7 protein-coding genes are annotated in these 14742 nt (G+C 74.2%); 2 read left to right on the top strand and 5 right to left on the bottom strand.

Annotated features, from left to right (window positions below; translation table 11 throughout):
* The first annotated feature begins 193 nt into the window (after positions 1 to 193).
* Entirely contained in the window at positions 194 to 2227 is a 2034-nt protein-coding gene (locus ACIBCJ_RS25145) for an SPFH domain-containing protein (RefSeq protein ID WP_362103262.1), read from the top strand.
* Between the two features lie 101 nt (positions 2228 to 2328).
* Positions 2329 to 7530, top strand: a complete 5202-nt coding sequence (locus tag ACIBCJ_RS25150; protein ID WP_365980327.1) for a DNA repair ATPase — start codon at positions 2329 to 2331, stop codon at positions 7528 to 7530.
* A 16-nt stretch (positions 7531 to 7546) separates the two neighbouring features.
* On the opposite strand, the gene ACIBCJ_RS25155 is transcribed toward ACIBCJ_RS25150, so the two are convergent.
* The 5 genes from ACIBCJ_RS25155 to ACIBCJ_RS25175 all read right to left on the bottom strand — a co-directional run bounded on the left by ACIBCJ_RS25155 (position 7547) and on the right by ACIBCJ_RS25175 (position 14661).
* On the bottom strand, positions 7547 to 9691 hold the full coding sequence (locus ACIBCJ_RS25155) for a SpoIIE family protein phosphatase (RefSeq protein WP_365980328.1): 2145 nt from the start codon (positions 9689 to 9691) through the stop codon (positions 7547 to 7549).
* A gap of 98 nt (positions 9692 to 9789) precedes the next feature.
* On the bottom strand, positions 9790 to 10317 hold the full coding sequence (locus ACIBCJ_RS25160; RefSeq protein WP_365980329.1) for a DUF4396 domain-containing protein: 528 nt from the start codon (positions 10315 to 10317) through the stop codon (positions 9790 to 9792).
* A gap of 248 nt (positions 10318 to 10565) precedes the next feature.
* Positions 10566 to 11213: a response regulator transcription factor gene (locus tag ACIBCJ_RS25165; RefSeq protein WP_362103258.1), complete on the bottom strand. Its 648-nt coding sequence runs from the start codon at positions 11211 to 11213 to the stop codon at positions 10566 to 10568.
* Positions 11210 to 12406 (bottom strand): sensor histidine kinase, encoded by a 1197-nt coding sequence (locus tag ACIBCJ_RS25170; protein WP_365980330.1) that lies wholly within the window; start codon positions 12404 to 12406, stop codon positions 11210 to 11212. Before ACIBCJ_RS25170 ends, ACIBCJ_RS25165 begins: the two co-directional genes overlap by 4 nt.
* Before the next feature lie 50 nt (positions 12407 to 12456).
* Positions 12457 to 14661 carry an MMPL family transporter gene (locus ACIBCJ_RS25175; RefSeq protein ID WP_365980331.1) on the bottom strand — a complete coding sequence of 735 codons (2205 nt, stop codon included), beginning with the start codon at positions 14659 to 14661 and terminating at the stop codon, positions 12457 to 12459.
* Between the last annotated feature and the right edge of the window lie 81 nt (positions 14662 to 14742).

Genomic DNA, 14742 nt, shown 5'->3' on the forward strand with positions numbered 1-14742 from the left:
CGACGGCCCGGACCCGCCGTCGCCCGCCGGACCGTGCCGTCGCACCACGGGCAGCCGCCACCGGTCCGTTTCCGGCTCCGCTTGCGCCTCCGCGTCCCGACGGGACCGCGCGGCGCCGGCGTTCGCACCGGCGGCCACCGCCCCAGCCGTTTTCTGCCGTCTCCTGCCGTCTGCTGCCGTTAGGACGTGTCTCATGGAAGTCATCGGTGTCCTCGCCGTCGTCTGCCTGCTCCTCGTCGCCCTCGTGCTGTTCGGCGTCTCGCGCCTCTTCCGCAAGGTGGAGCAGGGCAAGGCGCTGATCGTCTCCAAGATGCGCAAGGTGGACGTGACCTTCACGGGTCAGATGGTGCTGCCGGTGCTGCACAAGGCCGAGGTGATGGACATCTCGGTGAAGACGATCGAGATCACCCGGGCCGGCAAGGAGGGGCTGATCTGCCGGGACAACATCCGCGCGGACATCCGCATCTCGTTCTTCGTCAAGGTCAACAAGACCGTCGAGGACGTCGTCAAGGTCGCCCAGGCGGTCGGCACGGCCCGCGCCAGCGACCGGGACACGTTGCAGGAGCTGTTCCACGCGAAGTTCTCCGAGGCGCTGAAGACCGTCGGCAAGCAGCTGGACTTCACCGATCTCTACACCAAGCGCGAGGAACTGCGGTACCGCATCATCGAGGTCATCGGCGTCGACCTCAACGGGTACCACCTGGAGGACGCGGCGATCGACTACCTGGAGCAGACGCCGCTGACCCAGCTGGACCCGGCCAACGTCCTCGACGCCCAGGGCATCCGGAAGATCACCGAGCTGACCGCCGTGGAGCACGTGCGCACCAACGAGGCGCGGCGCACGGAGGAGAAGGAGATCACCCGGCAGAACGTCGACGCCCGCGAGGCCGTGCTGGAGCTGGAGCGCCGGCAGGCGGACGCCGAGATCAAGCAGAAGCGCGAGATCGACACGAGCCGGGCCCGCGAGGAGGCCGAGACGGCCCGGGTGGTGGAGGAGGAGCGGCTGCGCGCGCAGACGGCCTTCCTGCGCACGGAGGAGCAGCTCGGCGTGCAGCGCGAGAACCAGGCCCGTGAGGTCGCGGTCGCCGCGAAGAACCGCGAGCGGGTCATCGCCGTCGAGAACGAGCGCATCGAGAAGGACCGCATGCTGGAGGCCATCGGCCGCGAGCGGGAGACCGAGCTGACGCGGATCGCCGCCGAGAAGGAGGTCGAGGCGGAGAAGCGGAACATCGCCGAGGTCGTCCGCGAGCGGGTCGCCGTGGACCGTACGGTCGCCGAGCAGGAGGAGTCCATCAAGAAGCTGCGCGCCGTGGAGGAGGCGGAGCGGCAGCGGCAGGCCGTGATCATCGCCGCCGAGGCACAGGCGCAGGAGCGGCTGGTCAAGGACATCAAGGCGGCGGAGGCGGCGGAGGCGGCGGCCACCCACCGCGCCGCCGAGGAACTCACGCTGGCCGAGGCCCGGTTGAAGAGCGCCGACCTGGACGCGCGGGCCAAGCTGCGGATGGCCGAGGGTGTCCAGGCGGAGGCCGCGGCGGCGGGGCTGGCCGCGGTCCAGGTCCGCGACAAGGAGGCCGAGGTCGTCGAGAAGGCCGGCCGTGCCGAGGCGGAGGCGACCGGGGCCCGGATGCGCGCCGAGGCCGAGGGGGCGCGGGCCAAGGCTCTCGCCGAGGCGGAGGCCATCGGCACCAGGCTCAAGGCGGAGGCCGCGGGACTCACCGAGAAGGCCGCGGCGATGGCCGCCCTGGACGACGCCTCGCGCGGCCACGAGGAGTACCGGCTGCGCCTGGAGGCGGAGAAGGACATCCGGCTGGCCGGTCTGGACGTGCAGCGGCAGGTCGCCGAGGCCCAGGCCACGGTGCTCGCCACCGGTCTGGAGAACGCCGACATCGACATCGTGGGCGGCGACTCGGTCTTCTTCGACCGCCTGGTGTCCTCGGTCTCGCTCGGCAAGGGGATCGACGGGTTCGTCAAGCACTCCGAGACGGCGCAGGCCCTCGCCGGGCCCTGGCTGGACGGCTCGTCGGGCTTCACCGACGACCTGACCCGGGTGCTGGGCTCGTTCTCCACGTCCGACGTGCAGAACCTGACGGTGTCCGCGCTGCTGATGAAGCTGATGAAGTCGGCCGGTACGGACGCCGGGCAGGTGCAGCGCCTCCTCGACCACGCCGGTGAACTCGGCCTCGCCGACACGCCCCTCACCGCCCTGAACGGCACGGCCAGAGCCTGACCGGCCGGCCCGACGGGCCACCACAGACGGGGTGCCGGGCCGCCGCGCGGGGGTCGGCGGCACCGGCACCCCCCCCGCTTCCTGGAAGGGACCGACCGCTCATGGCCACCGCTCCGGAGACGGGCACGCCGACCACCACCGGCGCGGGCACCCACGAGGCCGCCCGAGACGCCGCCGACGCCGGCGCGTACGAGGTGCTGCGCGACCGGCTCGCCGCACAGACCGCCGACCTCGCCCACCGCGCCCGGCGGCTCAACGCCCGCCGTGTCGAGGAGTTCGGGTCGGCCCGCCTCGAACTGGCCTCCACCGGGCGGCTGCGCACCGAGCACCCCGGCGTGCCCTGCGACGTCGTCGCCGTCGGCGACGTCCTGCTCCTCGGCTCCACCGGCCGCCCGGCCCGGCGCGAGGGGACCGCGGTGGCGGACGTCCTCACCCTGTACGACCGCGACCTGAACCCGCTGCCCGGGTCGGCCGTGCCCGGGCTGCTCGACGACCCCGCCTTCGTGCGGGAGTTCACCGACCTGCACCGCTACTACCGGCAGGCCCGGCTGCTGCGGCTGCGCCCCGTCGACGGCAGGCTGCTGGCCGTCTTCCGCACCGGCGAGAAGGCCGACGACATCCGCGCCCTGCGCTGGGAGCTGACCGACGACGGGCGGGCGGCCTTCCTGGACGCCCGGGGCGAACGCGACGACGTGTTCCCCGCGCCGTACGACTTCGAGTGGACCGGGGCCACCCGGGAGGACCACGTCCTGGGCCGCCACCCGCACGTCTCCGTGCGCGGCGAGTTCTGGGTCAGCGCGGTGGGCGGCACCCTCACCGTCAAGCTGGAGGACGACACCGAGACGGCCGGCGGCATCTGGTCCGAGCCCGTCGACGAGCCCCTCCAGTCCCTGGCCGACGCCGACATCGCGCACGCCCGGGTCGGCGCGCTGATCCTGCTGCGCGTACGGCCCTACAAGGAGGACACCGACCGTTACCTGGTGTGCAACACCCTCACCAAGACGGTGGTCCGGCTGGACGGCGTCGGCGCGGCCTGCCGCCGGCTGCCCGACGACCAGGGCATCGTCTTCCCCGGCGGCTGGTGCCTGGCCACGGGCGCCCACAAGACGTACGAACTCGACGTGGCGGGCCTGGAGTTCGAGCGTGAGGTGCGCTCGCCCAACGGCGAGGACGTGCTGTACGCCTTCCACGCGCGCGGCGAGAGCCGGGGCCTGCTGCTGTCGTACAACACCATCCGCAAGGAGGTCGCGAACCCGCTGGCCTGCCGGGGCTGGGCGCTGGCGGAGGACGGCACCTTCACCGTGCTGCGCGCGGACGGCGACGAACCGGCCCAGGTGCACCCGGTGCAGCTGTGGCACTCGCCCTACGCCTCCGACACGTACGCCGCCGACGCCCCCGCCGGCAGCGGTCCGCTGGCCCGGGTGGGCAACGCCGACCTCGTACGCGGCATCTCCGCCTGTCTGTCCGTCGCCGCGGCGGCGGGCGAGGGGATCACCACGGCCGAGGGCTACCGGGCGCTCGCCGCCTCGTGCGTGCGCGCCGCCGACGGCCACCACTGGCTGGGCGAGGAGGAGCTGGGCGGCCTGGCCGGCGCGCTGGCCGCCGTGCGGGAGACGGCCGAGCAGGTGCTGGCCGAGTTCGAGACCGTACGGGAGCTGACCCGGCGGGCGGCCGAGGCCCGCGACGAGGCCGCCGAACGGATCGCGGCGGTGGTCCGGCGGCTGCGCGGCGAGGCGCCCCGGGAAGCCGCCGCCTGGGTGCGGGGATTGACCGAGCTGCGGCACGCCCACGGTCACCTGCTGAACGTCAAGGAGCTGCGGTACGCCGACCTCCCCGGTATCGACGCCCTCGCCGAGGAGACCGAGGCGTCCCTCGCCGAGCTGGGGCAGCGGGCCGTGGCCTTCCTCACCCGCGAGGACGCCTTCGACGCGCAGCGCGAGGACGTCGAACGGCTCGTCGCGGACGCGGGGGCCATCGGCACCGTCGCCGAGGCGGGGCCCGTCGCCGCCCGGCTGGACGAACTCGCCGACGGACTGCGGACGGTCACCGACGTCGTCGCCGAGCTGGACACGGGCGACGCCACCGTCCGCACCGCCCTGCTGGAGCGCGTCTCCGGTGTCCTCGGCGGCGTCAACCGCGCCCGCGCCACCCTCGACGCCCGCCGCCGCGCCCTCGTCGGCCGGGAGGGCCGCGCCGAGTTCGCCGCCGAGACGGCTCTGCTCGGCCAGGCCGTCACCGCCGCGCTCGCCGCCGCCGACACCCCCGAGCGCTGCGACGACCAACTGGCCCGGCTGCTCGCCCGCCTGGAGGACCTGGAGTCCCGCTTCGCGGAGTTCGACGGTTTCCTGACCGAACTCGCCGACAAGCGCGGCGAGATACAGGACGCGCTCGCCGCCCGCAAGCAGGCGCTCGCCGACACCCGGGCCCGCCGCGCCGAACAGCTCGCCGCCTCCGCCGCCCGCATCCTGGAGACGATCACCCGGCGGAGCGCGGCCCTCGCCGACGCCGAGGCGGTCAGCACCTACTTCGCCTCCGACCCCATGCCGGCCAAGGTCCGCCGCACCGCCGAGGAACTGCGCGCCCTCGGCGACACCGTCCGCGCGGAGGAACTCGACGGGCGTCTCGCCTCCGCCCGGCAGGAGGCCGCCCGCGCCCTGCGCGACCGCACCGACCTGTACGCCGACGACGGCCGCACCCTGCGCCTGGGCGCCCACCGCTTCGCCGTCAACACCCAGCCCCTGGACCTCACCCTCGTGCCCGACGGCGACGGGCTCGCCTTCGCCCTCACCGGCACCGACTACCGCTCACCGGTCACCGACCCGGCCCTCGCGGCCGGCCGCACCCACTGGGACCGCACCCTCCCCTCGGAGTCCGCCGCCGTCTACCGCGCCGAGCACCTCGCGGCCCGCCTGCTGCGGGAGCACGGCGCGAGCACCCTGGCCGGCGCCGACGACCTGGCCGCCCTGGTCCGCGAGGCCGCGAAGGAGGCGTACGACGAGGGCTACGAACGGGGCGTGCACGACCACGACGCGACCGTCGTCCTCAGGGCGCTGCTGCCCCTGTACGAGAGGGCCGGGACGCTCGTCCACGAGCCGGCCGCGCGGGCGGCCGCGCAGCTCTTCTGGGCGCACGGCACCACGCCGGACGCGCGCGAGGCATGGACCCGACGCGCCCGCTCCCTGGCCCGCGCCCGGGACACCTTCGGCCTCCCGGCCGCGATCGGCGACCTGGAGGAGGAGCTGGCGGGGGCCGTCGAGGTGTGGCTGCGGTCGGGGCGGGGCGGGGCGGCGACCGGCCGTGCGGGCGGCGCGCCGCGCGGGACGCACCCGGCCGACGGGGCCGCCGGTCCGGTGGCAGGAACGGCCGGTGCGCTCGTGGGCGTGGCGGGGGCCGTCGAGGGTGCGGCCCGGTCGGGCGCGGACCACGTGGGTCACGCGGACCACGCAGGTCACGCCGGCCGTGCCGGGGCCTCCGGTCCCGCGGCCGGCCTGCTCGGCTTCCTCGTGGAGCCGCCGGGCTCCGGCGGGGACGCCGCCCGTGCCGCCGCCTCGTACCTCTTCCACGAACTGACCACCGCCCCCGACGGGTTCGTCCTCGGGGCGGGGACGCGCACGCTCCTGGACAAGTTCCGCCGCACGGTGGGCGGCCCCGCCTACGACGAGGACCTGGCCGCGCTCGACGGCCTGGCCGCCCGCGGGCAGCTCGCCGGGGCGTGGATCTCGTCGTACGCCACCGCCACCGGCACCGGTCTCGCCCCCGGTGACCTGGCCGAGGCGGTCGCCGCCGAGCTCTGTCCCGACCTGCCCCGCTACGAGGGCGACGCCGCTCCGACGGCCACCGCGGAGGGCCTGCTGGGCGCCCACCCGCGCATCACCGCAGGCCGGCTGCCGCTGCGTCTCGACGAGTTCCTCGCCCGTACCGCACGCTTCGCGGCCGAGGACGTGCCGGAGTTCCGGGCCTACCAGCGCCGCCGCGGCGCCGTGGTGGACGCCGAGCGCGAGCGTCTGCGCCTGGACGACCACCGCCCCCGCGTCATGTCCGCCTTCGTCCGCAACCGGCTGGTGGACGAGGTCTACCTCCCGCTCGTCGGGGACAGCCTGGCCAAACAGCTCGGCACGACCGGCGACGGCGGGCGCTCCGGCACCGGCGGGCTCCTGCTGCTGCTCTCCCCGCCCGGCTACGGCAAGACGACCCTGGTCGAGTACGTCGCCGAGCGGCTCGGTCTGATGCTGGTGAAGGTCAGCGGCCCCGCACTGGGCCACGGCGTCACCTCGCTCGACCCGGCCGACGCCCCGAACGCCACCGCACGCCGGGAGGTCGAGAAGATCAACTTCGCGCTGGCGGCGGCGAACAACACCCTCCTGTACCTCGACGACATCCAGCACACGTCGCCCGAACTCCTCCAGCAGTTCATCCCGTTGTGCGACGCCACCCGCCGAGTGGACGGCGTGCGGGACGGCCGCCCGCGCAGCTACGACCTGCGCGGCAAGCGCTTCGCCGTCTGCATGGCCGGCAACCCGTACACCGAGTCCGGCGCCCGCTTCCAGGTCCCCGACATGCTCGCCAACCGGGCCGACGTGTGGAACCTGGGCGACGTCCTGACCGGCAAGGAGGAGGCGTTCGCGCTGAGCTTCCTGGAGAACGCGCTCACCGCGAACCCGGTCCTGGCCCCGCTGGCCGGCCGCGACCGGGCCGATCTGGAGCTGCTCGTGCGCCTCGCCACCGGGGACCCCACCGCCCGAGCCGACCGCCTCGCGTTCGCCCACCCGCCCGCCGAGCTGGAGCGCGTCCTGTCCGTCCTGCGTCACCTCGTGGCCGTCCGCGAGACGGTCCTGGCCGTCAACGCCGCCTACATCGCCTCCGCCGCCCAGGCGGACGACACCCGTACCGAGCCCGCCTTCCGGCTCCAGGGCTCCTACCGCAACATGAACAAGATCGCCCAGCGCATCCGGCCCGTCATGAACGACGCCGAACGCGCCGCCGTCCTCGACGACCACTACACCGCCGAGGCGCAGACCCTCACCCACGGAGCCGAGGCCAACCTGCTCAAGCTCGCCGAGCTGCGCGGCACGCTCACCTCCGAGGAGGCCGCCCGCTGGGCGGAGGTGCGTGCCGCCCACGTCCGCGCCCGGACTCTCGGCGGCTCCGGCGACGACCCGCTCACCCGTGCCGTCGCCGCGCTGGGCCTCCTCGCGGACCGCGTCGCCGCCGTGGAGTCCGCCATCACCCGGGCCGCCGACGCCCGCGAGGACCCGGTGGCCGACCCGCACGCGCGGCACGCGGCCGGTCCGGGGGAACGGTGAGACGGCGCGGGGCCCGTCACGGCGTAGGGGCGTCCGCCGCGTCGTCCGCGTCGTCCACTCCCTCCACGTCGTCCGCGTCGTCCGCGGCGACGTCGAAGAGGTTCAGCAGGTCGGACGCGTCCGGCGAGCCTGCGTCGAGCCGCTGCTCGGACCAGATGGTCTTGTCGCGGCGGCTGTGCCGCACGCCCCAGTGGGTGCTGAGCCGCATGACGATGAAAAGGCCCCGGCCGCCCTCGTCGTTCTCCCGGGCACGGCGCAGGTGAGGGCTGGCGCTGTTGGCGTCCGTGACCTCGGTCAGCAGCCGTCCCCGGTCGCGGATGAGCCGCAGCCGCACGGAACCCTTGCCGTACCGGATGGCGTTCGTCACCAGTTCGCTGACGACGAGTGCGGTGGTGTGGGCCGTCCCGTCCAGATCCCAGGCGGCCAGTTGCCGGTCGACGAGCCGGCGGGCGGTGCCCACCACGGAGGCGTCGGCGGGCAGGGTCCAGTCCGCGACGTGCTCGGAGGGCAGCGCGCGGGTGCGCGCGAGCAGCAGGACGGCGTCGTCGTGGCGGGAGGGCGCCATGTGGTAGACGGCGGTGTCGCACAGCTCCCGCAGGGGCCGCGTGGTGGAGGCCAGGATGTGCTCCAGGCGGCGCCTGGCGGCGCCCCGCTCGTCCTCGTCGCCCATGGTGAGGCCGTTGGTGTGCAGGGCGATCAGCGTGCCGGGCTCCAGTTCGACCACGGCCGGGGTGAAGACGTGCCCGCCGCCGGTGCCGAGCGGAGGCCCCTGCGGGACCTCCAGGCGCCGGGGAGCGCCGTCGGGGTCGATGACGATGGGCGCGGGGTGCCCCGCCCGTACGACGGTGCAGTGCCGGGAGACGGGGTCGTAGACGGTGACCGCACAGGTCGCCACGGGGGCGTTTCCGCCCGGTGCGGAGGCGTCCGCCAGCTGTGCGGCGACCTCGTCCAGGTGGGTCAGCAGCTCGTCCGTCTCCAGGTCCTGGAGGGCGAGGGTGCGCACGGCCAGCCGGAGCTGGCCCATCGTGGCCGCCGCCTCGATGCCGTGGCCGGCCACGTCGCCGACGACGAGGGCGACGCGGGTACCGGAGAGGGGTACGACGTCGAACCAGTCGCCGCCGGCGCTCTCGGGCAGGTACACGTGAGCGGTCTCCACCGCCGTCAGCTCGGGGATCGCGCCGGGTTGCAGCCTGCGCTGGAGGGCGGCCGCCACGGTGTGCTCGCGACGGAAGCTGTGCGCGTTGTCCAGGTGCACGGAGGCGGTGAACGCCGCCTGCCGGGCCACGTCCAGGTCGGCCTCCTCGAAGGCGTCGGTCCGGTGCCGGTACAGGGACAGGAGCCCGAGCACGGTGTCCCGGGCGACCAGCGGAGCGACGATCATGGAGTGCACGCCCGTCCGGACCAGCGGCGCGAAGCTCTCCTGGTCCCTGGACAGCCACGCGTCGTCGGCCGAGACGCGGACCAGACGGGCCCGCAGGTCGTTGAGGACCTGTGTGTACGGGGTGGGGAAGGGCAGCGGACGGCTCTCGCCCTCCCGCCGGGTCACCCGGGCGGCCGACGGGGCGAAGGACACCCGGCGCAGCGGCACGTTCGTCGGCGGGGGGCCGGGCGGGCGCTCGTCCGCCACGGCGCCGTCGTCCAGCAGGTCGACGGTGGACGCGTCGGCGAAGGCGGGCACCAGGGCCCGTACCAGTTCGTCGCCCGTGGTCCGCACGTCCAACGTCGAGCCGACGGTCGCGTGCACCGCGCTGAGCACGGCGAGCCGGTCCGCCGCGGCCTGCCGCTCGGTCACGTCCTCGACCACGCCCACCAGGCCGGGCCGGCCGTCGCCGAGGTCGTGCAGCGGGAAGAGGGACACCTCCACGGCAAGCGTGCGGTGCGGATCGGACGGCGACCTGCCCCTCAGCAGCCGCTCCCGCATCGGCTCACCGGTCGCCAGGACCTCGTCGAACAGCTCTCGGAGCACCCCCGCGTCGAACCCGGGGGCGAAGTCCTCGATGCCCCGCCCGACGACGTCCTCCGCGGCCAGTCCCCGTACGCCTCGGCCGGAGGGGTTGTACCGGGCGACCCTTTGGTCGGAGTCGAAGACGAACAGTCCCTGGGGTGAGTTGGCGAACAGCGCGTTGAGCACCGCGGTGTCGCCGATGGGCTCGCCTGTCACCGCACGCTCCCTTCGCGGCCTTCCCCCTCACCCTCTCGCATCGGCCCGGCCCGGCAACTCGACGGCCGGCCCGGGCCGGGGCCGGCCGTCCGGGACGGTCAGTGGTAGGCGTGGACGACGGCGTGGCCCCTGCCGCGGCCGATCATCCACCGGTTGACCGGCGTGGTGATCACGAACGCCACGGCGAAGCCGCCGAGCAGGGCGTACCAGAACAGCCCGTCCGACAGGTACGCGTCCATCGCGCCCGGCACGAGGGCGACGATCCCGTTGTCCACCAGCTCCATCACGGCGATGGAGACGGTGTCGGCGGCGAGCGCCACCTTGACCGCCGCCTTCAGCGACACACCGGCACGCAGCACCGCCCAGAGCGTGAGGGAGTAGCCGAAGACGAAGGCCAGGGCGATGGCCAGCACCATGGTCGGCACGTTGCTCCAGGCCAGCGCGGTGCCGACGACCATGCCGAGGATCTCGCCCAGGGCGCACCCGGTGAGGCAGTGCAGCGTCGCCCGCACCGCCGTCGCCCACGTCGCGCCGTGCGCGTGCCCGTGATCGTGCCCGTGATCGTGCTCGCCCGCGGGGGTGGAGGGGTGGTGCCCGGTACCGGAGTGGTGCGCGCTGTGGTCCATGCCCCGAATGTATACCCCCAGGGGGTATCAGGTCCAGGAATGTCGGCCAGGGCGGGCGCAGCGGCGCTGCGGGACGGCGGAGGGGCGGCGGACATGTCCGAGGGCGGGCCCGAGGACGGGACAGAGGGCGGCCGGAGCCGTCACCGGCCTTCCGGGCCCTCGGCCCCGTCGGCCGGCGTGCACGCGAGGCCCGTCGGCCGGTGCGCACGCGCGTACGGTCACCGCGAGGGACCCGCGGGCCCCGGCGCTCAGGGGCGGGTGAGGAGTCCGCGTTCCAGGGCGACGACCACGGCGCGCGTACGGTCGCTGACGTCGAGTTTCGCGAAGACCCGCAGGAGATGTGTCTTCACCGTGGCCTCGCCGATGATCAGGCGGCGGCCTATCTCGGCGTTGGACAGTCCGTCGGAGACGGCGAGCAGCACGTCCCGCTCGCGGGCGGTGAGCGCGACCGGTTCGGGCCGGCGCATCCGGGCCACGAGGCGCGCCGCGACCTTGGGCGCGAGGACCGTCTCGCCGCGCGCCGCCGACCGGATGGCGTCGGCGAGCTGCTCGCGGGTGGTGTCCTTGAGGAGGTAGCCGACGGCGCCCGCCTCCACGGCCCGTTCGATCTCGGCGTCGGTGTCGTACGTGGTGAGGATCAGCACCCGGGTGGCCTGGGGCAGGGCGACGATCTCGGTGGTGGCGGCCACGCCGTCGAGCCCCGGCATGCGCAGGTCGACCAGGGCCACGTCCGGGGCGAGCCGCTCGACGAGGCCGACGCCCTCGCGGCCGTCGCTCGCCTCGCCGACGATCTCCAGGGTGGGTTCGTGGGCCAGCAGGGCGATGACTCCGGCGCGCATCACGGCGTGGTCGTCGACCACGACCACGCGGATCCGGCTGTCGGCGGTGTCGGTCATGGGCGGTCCTGTCCGTGGGTGGGAAGTCTGGCGAAGACGCGGGTGCCGTCCCCGAGGGAGCTGGTGACGGCGAGGTCACCACCGAGCTCGGCCAGTCGCCTGCGCATGCCGTCGAGGCCGAACCCCCTGGACTCCGCGACGACGAAGCCGTGGCCGTCGTCGGTGATCTCCAGCTCGACCCCGCCCGGGTACGCGGTGAGGACGACGCCGACCGTGGAAGCGTCCGCGTGCTTGCGCACGTTGGCGAGGGATTCCTGCGTGCAGCGCAGCAGGGCGACGCGGGTGTGCTGGTCCAGGTCGACGTCGGGCAGTTCGGCGGTGACGGTGAGGCCGGTGTCCTGGACGAAACGGTCCAGGGTCCTGCGCAGGGTGGTGGCCAGGGAGCCGGGGGCGACGCCGCTCTCGGGGGCGGAACCGACGAGCACCCGGGCCTCGGCCAGGTTCTCCCGCGCGGTCTGCTCGATGGAGGTGAGCTGCTCGGCGCAGCGCGCGGGATCGCCGGCGACGGCCGCACGGGCGGCCTCCGCGAGCACCACGATGGAGGCGAATCCCTGGGCGAGGGTGTCGTGGATCTCCCGGGCCATCCGCTCGCGCTCCTCGGCCGCGCCCCGCTGCTGGTGGGCGACCATCAACTCCTCCTGTGCGGTCGTGAGTTCTGCGGTGAGGCGTGCCTGCTGCTCGGTGCTCCGGCCGACGAAGCGGTGCACCCACAGTCCGAGGCCCGCTCCCGCGCCGTAGGCGACGACGGTGACCACCGTGTTGCCCGTGAGGAACTGCGGGCTCCAGCCCTGGCCGAGCGTGCCGCCGAAGACGGTGAGGGCGGCGGCGGCCCCGCTGAGCGCGACCGCGTCCCGCGGGGTGCGGGTGAGGAACCAGAACTGCGGCAGGGACACCACGTAGAAGGCGGCCCCGCCGTCCAGGACGAAGGACTGCCCGCCGGCGACGAGGGCGAGGGCGGCGAGGTAGGCGCGCGGACGGAGCACGTCGTCGTCCCGCCGGAGGAGCACGGCGGCGTGCCCCAGCGCGATCAGGACGAGCAGGGCGAACATCCCGTACCGCCGGGCCGGCGAGGCGTCGAGCACCGCGACGGCCGGCGGCAGCAGCCCGAACAGGATCCAGCCCGCCGAGTTCCAGCGGTGGACCCGCGCTGGAACGAACCGGTCGTCCGGTTGCTGCTGCTGCCGCTGCGTCACGGTGATTCCCCTTGCTCGTACGGGAGTTGCGGGGCCGGCGGCCGAGTCGATCAGCTTACCGACTCCAGCGGGCGCGGGGCCGGTTCGGTGGCGCGCAGGGCTCGGCGCACCGCGCGCGACGGCCACCAGTTGGCCTCGCCGAGCAGCAGCATCATGGACGGCAGGACCAGCAGGCGGATGACGAAGGCGTCCAGGAGGACCGCGACCGCGAGGCTGAAGCCGATCTGCTTCATCTCGATCAGGTGCAGGGCCGCGAAGCTGGCGAAGACCGTGACCATGACCACGGCGGCGCTGGTCACCACGCTCGCCGAGCTGCCGATGCCCTCGATCACGGCCTGCCGGGTCGGGACTCCGCGCAGGGCGGCCTCCCGGATCCGGCTGATGACGAAGACCTGGTAGTCCATCGACAGACCGAACAGGATCACGAAGAGGAACAGCGGGACGCGGGCGCCGATCGAACCGGTGGAGGTGAAGTCGACCAGGCCCTCGGCCCAGGTGTGCTGGAAGACCAGGACGAGGACGCCGAGCGCGGCGGCGGCGGACAGGAGGTTGAGGACGATGCCGACCAGGCCGAGGACCACGGAGCGGAACGCCCACACGGTCATGGCGAAGGTCACCAGGAGCAGTGCCCCGAGGATGAGCGGCAGCTTCTGTTCCTGGTGGGTCGGATAGTCGGCGTAGCGGGCCACGTCACCGGTGACGGCGGTCTCGGCGCCCGCCACCCGGCCGACGGTCCGCGGGACGTACGTGTCGCGGATGTCCTCGAGCGAGGACAGGGCCTGGTCGCTGCTGACGTGGTGCGGGACCTGCAGTTGGAGCATGCTGATCCGCCGGTCGGGCGACGTGGTCAGCCGGGAGGTGCCGCTCAGCCGCGGGTCGTCCTCGACGCCGGCGGCCAGCTCGCGCAGGGCCGCGGTCACCTCGGGCGCACGGCCGGCGTCGGCACGGACGACGACCTGGTGCATGGACTTCAGCTCCGGATAGGCGGCGTTCAGCCGGTCGTAGACCTGCATGGCGACGATGGAGCGGGAGTGCGTCTCGCGGCCCATGTCGGTGAGGTTGAGGCCGAGGACCGGGGCGGCGAGGGCGACCAGCGCGAGGACGGCGACGACGAGGGTGGCCAGGGGGCGGCGGGCGACGGGACGCAGCGCGGCGGCGGTCAGCCGGCCGGGGCGGGCCATGTGCCCCTTCTGCTTCTTGGGTGCGAGCCCTCGCTCCCTGCGGCGTTCGGCGCGGCGCTCGGCCCGTATGCCGATCGTGGCGAGGAGGGCGGGCAGCGCGGTCAGGGAGCTGACGACGGCGACGAGGGTGACGACGATGGCTCCGGTGGCGATGGACGAGAAGATGACGTCGTCGGCCAGGTAGAGGGTGGCGCTGGAGACGGCGACGGCGAGACCGGAGACGACGACGGCCCGTCCGGACGTGGCGGCGGCGAGCTCGACGGCGGCCCGGGGGCTGAGTGCGCCGCCCGCGCGGGCCCGCTCCTCACGCTCGCGCTTGAGGTAGAAGAGCGTGTAGTCGACGCCGACGGCGAGGCCGATGAGCAGGATGATGTTCATGCCGACGCCGTTGTCGGGGAAGACGTGCGAGGCCACCATCGACAGGCCGACGGCCGCGGCGATCGAGGACAGGGCGAGCAGCAGCGGCACCAGGGCCATGGCCACCGAGCTGAAGACCAGCAGCAGGGTGACGAGGGTGACCGGCAGCGCGATCATCTCGGTGCGCGCGAGGTCGTCGCCGCGCAGCTTGTCGACGCCCTTGCTGATGGACGGCGACCCGGTCTCCTCGACGCGCAGCGAGGGGTTGGCCTCCTGCACGGCCGCCGTCTGCTCGATCAGCGCGTCGACGTGCTCCTTGCCCTCCCGCTCCGGGGCCTTCATGGTGACCGTGACCCGGACCGCCGTGCCGCCCGCACCGCGTACCGGGTCGTCGACGGAGAGGACCTCGGGCAGCCGGGCCATCCGGGCGGCGACGTCGGCGGCGGCCGCGTCGGCGGCGGCGACGTCGAGCTTTCCGGTGCCCGGCTTCGCGGTGATCAGCACGTGTTCGACGGGGCGCTGCTCCAGTCCGCCCTCGGCGGCGATCGCCTCGCCGCGCCCCGCCTCTCCGATGCGGAAGTCCTCGGTGGTCGCCTCGTTGGTGCCCACGGAGATGCCGGCACCGAGGCAGAGGACGACGAACAGGAACCAGCCGACGATGCCCCGCCACGGGTGGGCGGCGCTCCAACGAGCCATGCGCACGGGAAGATTCTTCATGCCCTCCATGCTCTTCACGGGCCCGTCCCGCCGACAGCGGCGACCGGTTGAACCCGGGGTCCACCGACTGGTGGACCCCGG

The sequence above is a fragment of the Streptomyces sp. NPDC051136 genome (assembly GCF_044455745.1).
In the GTDB taxonomy this organism is placed as follows: Bacteria; Actinomycetota; Actinomycetes; order Streptomycetales; family Streptomycetaceae; genus Streptomyces.